At 46.1% G+C, this 6,345-nt stretch carries 5 protein-coding genes and 1 rRNA gene; 5 read left to right on the plus strand and 1 reads right to left on the minus strand.

The features are described 5' to 3' along the window. The first annotated feature begins 173 nt into the window (after positions 1–173). From QZ735_RS11450 to QZ735_RS11470, 5 genes are all read left to right on the plus strand, one after another. Positions 174–752 (plus strand): hypothetical protein, encoded by a 579-nt coding sequence (locus QZ735_RS11450; protein WP_294248389.1) that lies wholly within the window; start codon positions 174–176, stop codon positions 750–752. Between the two features lie 99 nt (positions 753–851). Further along, positions 852–1,658 (plus strand): DUF3324 domain-containing protein, encoded by an 807-nt coding sequence (locus QZ735_RS11455; protein ID WP_294248392.1) that lies wholly within the window; start codon positions 852–854, stop codon positions 1,656–1,658. Continuing rightward, positions 1,651–4,392: a hypothetical protein gene (locus tag QZ735_RS11460; RefSeq protein WP_294248395.1), complete on the plus strand. Its 2,742-nt coding sequence runs from the start codon at positions 1,651–1,653 to the stop codon at positions 4,390–4,392. The genes QZ735_RS11455 and QZ735_RS11460 overlap by 8 nt, the downstream gene beginning before the upstream one ends. Continuing rightward, positions 4,385–4,918, plus strand: a complete 534-nt coding sequence (locus QZ735_RS11465) for a hypothetical protein (RefSeq protein ID WP_294248398.1) — start codon at positions 4,385–4,387, stop codon at positions 4,916–4,918. Before QZ735_RS11460 ends, QZ735_RS11465 begins: the two co-directional genes overlap by 8 nt. Before the next feature lie 9 nt (positions 4,919–4,927). Continuing rightward, a complete protein-coding gene (locus QZ735_RS11470) occupies positions 4,928–5,443 on the plus strand; it encodes a hypothetical protein (protein WP_294248400.1) in 516 nt (171 codons plus the stop codon). Between the two features lie 796 nt (positions 5,444–6,239). On the opposite strand, the gene rrf is transcribed toward QZ735_RS11470, so the two are convergent. After that, positions 6,240–6,345, minus strand: a 5S ribosomal RNA gene (gene rrf / locus QZ735_RS11475); the annotation flags it as partial.

The raw sequence follows: 6,345 nt of genomic DNA on the forward strand, positions 1-6,345 counted from the left end.
TTCTTTTATGAAGTTGATCATAATCATATTTTTTTATTCCCTAAATGTTGAAAATTGCATTGACAGAATTATTTTATACTAAGTAACTGAGAGTAAGCGATAATTTGAGAGGGTGTAAAATAGTTCATGGCCGAACGGATCAATTATTTTTTACAATATCAAATCATATTATCATGAAAAAACCAAATTTCAACCTTCTCCTCTTTGTTGCCGTATTTGTACTGTCTGCCCGTTTAAGTGCACAGGATACCAATACAGACAACCATACGATTACGATTTCCGTACCGGAAGTAGCGCTGGTAGATATAGAACCGGCAGCTACAAAAAACATCACGCTTGGATTTACAGCGCCCACGGAGGCCGGTAATCCGGTAGTAGCCAATGCGGCCAACAATACCCTGTGGCTGAATTACTCTTCCATTAAATCCGTTGCGGATCCTACCCGTAATGTTTCCGTCCGTCTGAATGCCCTGGTGCCGGGAATCGACATCCGGGTAACCGCAGCTGCAGCCACAGGAGCCGGCGGCGGAACACTGGGCGTGCCGGCAGCCCAGCTTGTCCTCAGTGCGGCCGATCAGACCCTGATTTCAGGAATAGGAAGCGCCTATACAGGAAACGGAGCTAATAACGGCCATAACCTGACCTATTCCCTGGCACCCGGAAGCGCCCCCGGCGGTGTAGCCGTATATGCAGACCTGCAGGCCACCGCAACCACTGTAGCCACCGTTACCTATACGATTTCAGACAACTAACAACCAACTCTGATAACCTGCGATAAGAATCACCGGTCAAAAAAGCTGTGATAAAGCCTTTTGTACCGTATCACGCATACCAATAAACTCAAACTTTACATGATGATGATAAGGCCGATACTCCTATTGCTCCTGTCTTTCTTCCCCTTTTATTCTGCTGAAGCGGGTATTGTGGTCCTGAACGCGCTTTCCCATACGTATAAGGTGGAAAACGGAAAAGTATACCAGGGAAAAATTGCCATCGAAAACAATGGCAAACAATCCCAGAATGTAAAGCTTTTTCTCCAGGATTTCAGCTACCAGGCTGACGGGACCCTCTATTACTCACCACCGCACAGCAATATAAAAAGCAATGCGGGATGGATCAGGATGAACACCAACCTGATAACCCTCAGGGAAAAGGAAAAAACGGAAGTCTATTATGAAATTACGATTCCAGACCATGTCTCTGAACCCGGCAGCTACTGGAGTGTGATTATGGTAGAGCCGGTGGAGGATCTCAGGCCTGATGAAAGCACCCAAGGCATCAATATTACCTCCGTGATACGATATGCCATCCAGATTATTACCGACCTACATACCGAGAAAGCAAGGCCGGATCTGAAATTTGAAGGCATAAAGATTGAAAAACAGAACGGAAGGCAATGGCTGAATATTGCTGTTGCCAATAAAGGAAATCTATACTGCAAACCCACGGTAACCATTGAAATTTACAATAAGGGGACAGGCCGGAAAACAGGCACTTTTTCCGGTCAGGCCATGGGGATATTGCCGCAAACCTCGAAGTCATTTCCCATTGATATCGGGAAGATGCCACCTTCAAAGTACAGTGCTGTGCTGGTGGCTGCCGATGACGATGATAATGCTTTCGCTCTGACTACGGAACTGGAAATAAAGAATGAGTAACTGCTGTGTTTTCTGTTTATTTTTCCTGTTCCCGGTATTCATCTGTTCACAGAAAAAAGAGGCTGTTGACAAAGATGTTCTGCTACCGGGAACCACAGCTTCTGTTTCCTTTATGATCGTGAATCATACGGCTGAAAAAAAGAGATATGAAACAGAGGTGGCAACATCAGGCCCCTTTATCTCCGCCCTGCTTTCCCGGGGAGAGATAGAGATTCCGGGCCGGGACAGCACAGTATACATTGTTCCTGTAAAAATTGCAGCCGCAGCTCCTCAGGGTACTTATTTTCTGCAGCTGTACGGCACTGAAAAGAGCACCGGTGAAAAATTTTCACTCCGGTCCGCATTTGCGGTCTCAGGAAAAAGACAGCTTTCCTTATCAGCCCTCAGTGCTCCTGAGTTTGTAAAGGCCGGGGAAGCCATTGTTTCCACCTTCCTTTTAAAGAACAGCGGAAATATTCCCGAACATCTGATCCTGGAGAGCAAAAATGCAGTACTTGACGGAACTGCCACTTTTACACTGCAGTCAGGAGAAGAAAGAATTATTACCGTAACGAAAAATACCCCTCCGGAACTGGAAAAAGATGAATACCAGAATCTCAGTCTTTCTGTTTACTCTGCAGAAGACCTGAAAGAACTGCAAAGCATATATACCAGCATCCGGGTGATTCCTGTAAAACCTGTTGAAGCGGATGCTTTTCACAGGCTTCCGGTGTCAGCATCATTGGCCTTTACCGGAATGCAGAACCGGGGAAATAATCAGGATGGCTTCCAGGGAGAAATTTACGGGAAAGGAAGCCTTGATAAAGAAGGGAAGAACCTCCTGGAATTTCATGCCGTAACTAAAAACCCTGTGGAATTTAATTCATTTACACCCTACGAAGAATATTTCCTGAATTACAGGAGAAAAAATATATACCTTCACCTCGGTGATAAAAATTATTCCTCTTCCTACATCACCGAATATGCCCGGTATGGCCGTGGTGCGGAAATCCGTGTAGATGCAGAACGGTTCAGTTTTGGCGGTTTCTACAATCATCCGAGATTCTTCAGGGACATCAAAGAAGAGTTCAACGGTTATCTGAAATACAGGATTGCCAGGGAATCCGAAATCACAGCCGGATACCTGCATAAAGTCCCAAGACCGGCAAATTCCGGAATCAGCTTCTCTACCTTCAGGCTGGATTCCAATGCCCGTCTGCCTTATATCACAGGAAAATTCAGGCTTCATAAGAATATTGAGGTTTCTGCGGAAGCCTCTTACAGCAAAACCCGTGCAACCCGCGGAAACGCTTTTATGGTACAAAGTGTTGCCAGCTTCAACAAACTCAACGGGAATCTGATGTACATGCATACAAGTCCTGAATATGCGGGTTATTTTAATAACACAGCAACGTTCAACGGAAACCTGCAATACCAGCTTTCCAAAAAAATCAGCATTATGGCCAATTATGTACAGGATGCCAAAAATTTCCAGCGGGATACATTATTTCTTGCGGCGCCTTACCGTAATTACCTTCAGTACGGACTCCAGTACCGGTATTCTAAGAACGGATCACTGATGCTGTATAACGGATTTCAGCGGTATCAGGACCGGATGATGCCGAAGGAATTCGATTACCGAGAAACGTTCTTCAGAATAACAGCTGATCAGCAGGTGGGAATATTCCAGTTCAATCTGCAGGGACAGTTTGGAAAAACAGACAATTACCTGCTATCCGATGCAGGGAATTCCAGCTTTTATACCGCCAGTATCAGTTTTGAGAAATTCAGGACTTCATTCTATCTCTATGGCAGCTACGCCCTGACTTCCCGGTATCAGATGCCACATCAGAAGCAGGTCTATTACGGAGCCCGTATCACCAGCCGTTTTTCCGGGAAAACCAGCTTCAGCCTTTTTTATCAGAACAATTATATGCCTGAAGAATATTTTGCAGACCGTAACCTCTTTGAGCTGCTGTTCCGCCAGCAGATTCTTCCCGGTCATGAGATGGATCTTTCCGGGCGGTATACCCTGCAGCGCGGCGAATTGGGCAATAAGGATTTTATTTTCTCCCTGCGCTACACTGTGCGGCTGGATATACCCACGCAGAAAACCGCAGATTATACAAGCCTTTCCGGAACCATCAGTAATCTTGGTGTCAGGAAAACCGAGGGAATCCGGCTCATGCTGGGAAATCATGTGTCGGTCACGGATAAAGACGGAAATTTTATGTTCAAAAATATAGTTCCGGGACATTATACCCTGGAAATCGACCGCTCCACCACAGGCCTCCATGATATTCCGGACGTGAATATTCCCGCTTCGCTGCACCTGGTCAACAAAGAAAATGTTTATAATTTCGGATTAACGGGTGCAGCCAATATACAAGGATCGGTAAGATATACGGAGAACAACCGTCAGGATTTTATACAGCTTACTGCTGAAAAAAAGGACAGAAAAAAAGACCATCTGATTGTCGAAGCATCAAACGGATCCCAGACCTATCGGAAAATGGTAGCCATGGAAGAAAGCTTTGATTTCACCTACCTGCGTCCCGGGCCGTGGACCGTAAAGATTTACAGGAACGGGCTTGATAAAAGGTATAAAATACCAGTCGATCAGTTCCGGGTTGACCTGGAGCCTTCCGATGTACAAAAAGTGATTTTCAACGTCATAAAACAATCAGGCGAGGTAAAATACCAGCAAGAACCCGTCAGGGTAACTTACCATGCAAACAGAAATCAAAATGAATAAGACAAAACTGATCATTTTAACCGGCTTATGCCTTACCTGCCGTTTGACTTCGCAGACTACAGGAAACAGGACTGTGAACGTAACACTTCCCGTAGTTACGCTGATGGATGTGGAACCTGCCGGAACCATCAGTTTAAATTATACTGCCCCTTCCGAAGCGGGAAATATCATAACAGCCCCGGCAGCCAATACTGTCAAGTGGATTAATTATACTTCCGCTATCCTGCCCGCAGGAGCCGCACGGAGAATTACAGCATCCGTCAATCAGCTGATCCCAGGAACGGATCTAAGGATCCAGGCAGCTGCAGCGTCAGGTTCAGGCGGCGGTGCTCTGGGGACACCTTCAGGGCAGATTATTCTTACGACAGCAGCACAAACCATCATAAGCGGGATTGGCGGTGCCTTTACCGGAAACGGGACCAATAACGGCCATCGGCTGACCATAACCCTCGTACCCAGTACATATGCCAATCTTACAGCCAGAACAAATACGCCCGTCGTCATTACTTATACCATTACAGAATAAAACATACGAATGAAATCTTCTTATAAAGTCCTGACCGGAATGCTGACTGCGGCTCTGCTGCTGTGCTTAAGCAGCCATTTAGAAGCCCAGCGCACATTAACGGTGGCCGGCACCAACTGGGTCGCCAGTATTCCGGCAATTACCGAAGCGGGCAACAATTATTCCGGCACCTATGAAAGTGCTGCGAATGAGATTCTGCTCACAGCAACGGTGCCGCTGCTGTTGGGAACCGGAAAAGTAAGTATGCATTATGAAGCAAATCCTTCATGGAATTCCAATCTCATTTTATCGGCAAGAAGAACCGGAAACGGCACATCATCATGCACCACCTGTACCATTACCAGCGGTACTACCTACACCACGATTCCCCTGACTACCGACGTCGAGCTATTCAGAATCACAGCAGTTCTTGCATTGGCATCATATACCAACATCCCCGTACAGCTGCAGCTTTCCGGCGTATCGGTTACCATTCCAGCAGCCACTTACAGCAGCAGGATTGTTTTCACCATCAGTGCCCTGTAAAAATATGGGGACGCTAAAACATGAATAAAGGATAATGACCCGTAAGGATAATAAATTACAAATGCTAACAGATGGGCATAAGTACCTGTAGAGATAGTCAGCGGTCTGAGAAACCTCAGTTAAAAATCCTGTATCGTACCTTTCATCAGCAGAATTATCTGTTAAATAAGAAACTGATTCTTGATTCTTGAATTGACTTCAGGAGCTTGTTCCCGCTATCCGCTGTATCTTTTTTTGCCGGGCTTTTCCCGGGGCAAAAAAAAGGATGCCGCTGCTATCGGGGCTATGATGGTTGCGGGTGGTTTCGGCGGCTGTCCAAGGACCTGCATCCGGACTGATGGATATTGCCATCTGATAAAAGACCCGCATCCTGTCAGAGTATCGTATAATGCCTGGTGTACCATCATTTAGAAAAGTAAGGCAGAAAAAAAACCATGGCAGCCGCCTGTTTGCAGCTTCCCATTACAGCAAGTCGGATTTAAGCCCCGTAGGGGCGGTAGGTTCATAGCAGAACGTTCCACGATGCATCAAGCTCCGTAGAAGCGGCCTGTTTCCCCCTTTTGGATAACAAAGGCAAAGAACAGAGAGGTAACAAGAGAAGAGAAGATAACATAACCGGCAGACGGATAACCCGGATGCCCTCGGGAGCGCTTTATACCGCCGCTGATAAGAATACTGAATATTGAACTTCACACCATCATTTATCATTCATCATTTATCACTCATCACTGATAACTCATCCCTGGTGTATGGGCATAAAAAAACCTCATACAGGAATGTATGAGGTTTAAAAAAAGACTGGCGGCGACCTACTCTCCCGCTATTCGCAGTACCATCGGCGCTGGTGGGCTTAACTTCTGTGTTCGGAATGGGAACAGGTGAGCCCCACCGCTAAAACCACC

The sequence above is a fragment of the uncultured Chryseobacterium sp. genome (genome assembly GCF_913776365.1).
GTDB lineage: Bacteria > Bacteroidota > Bacteroidia > Flavobacteriales > Weeksellaceae > Chryseobacterium.

Excerpts from the sequence above, each read along its gene's own strand:
- QZ735_RS11450 (WP_294248389.1), top strand. The coding sequence starts at position 174 with ATGAAAAAACCAAATTTCAACCTTCTCCTCTTTGTTGCCGTATTTGTA.
- QZ735_RS11470 (WP_294248400.1), top strand. The coding sequence starts at position 4,928 with ATGAAATCTTCTTATAAAGTCCTGACCGGAATGCTGACTGCGGCTCTG.
- QZ735_RS11460 (WP_294248395.1), top strand. The coding sequence starts at position 1,651 with ATGAGTAACTGCTGTGTTTTCTGTTTATTTTTCCTGTTCCCGGTATTC.
- QZ735_RS11465 (WP_294248398.1), top strand. The coding sequence starts at position 4,385 with ATGAATAAGACAAAACTGATCATTTTAACCGGCTTATGCCTTACCTGC.
- QZ735_RS11455 (WP_294248392.1), top strand. The coding sequence starts at position 852 with ATGATGATGATAAGGCCGATACTCCTATTGCTCCTGTCTTTCTTCCCC.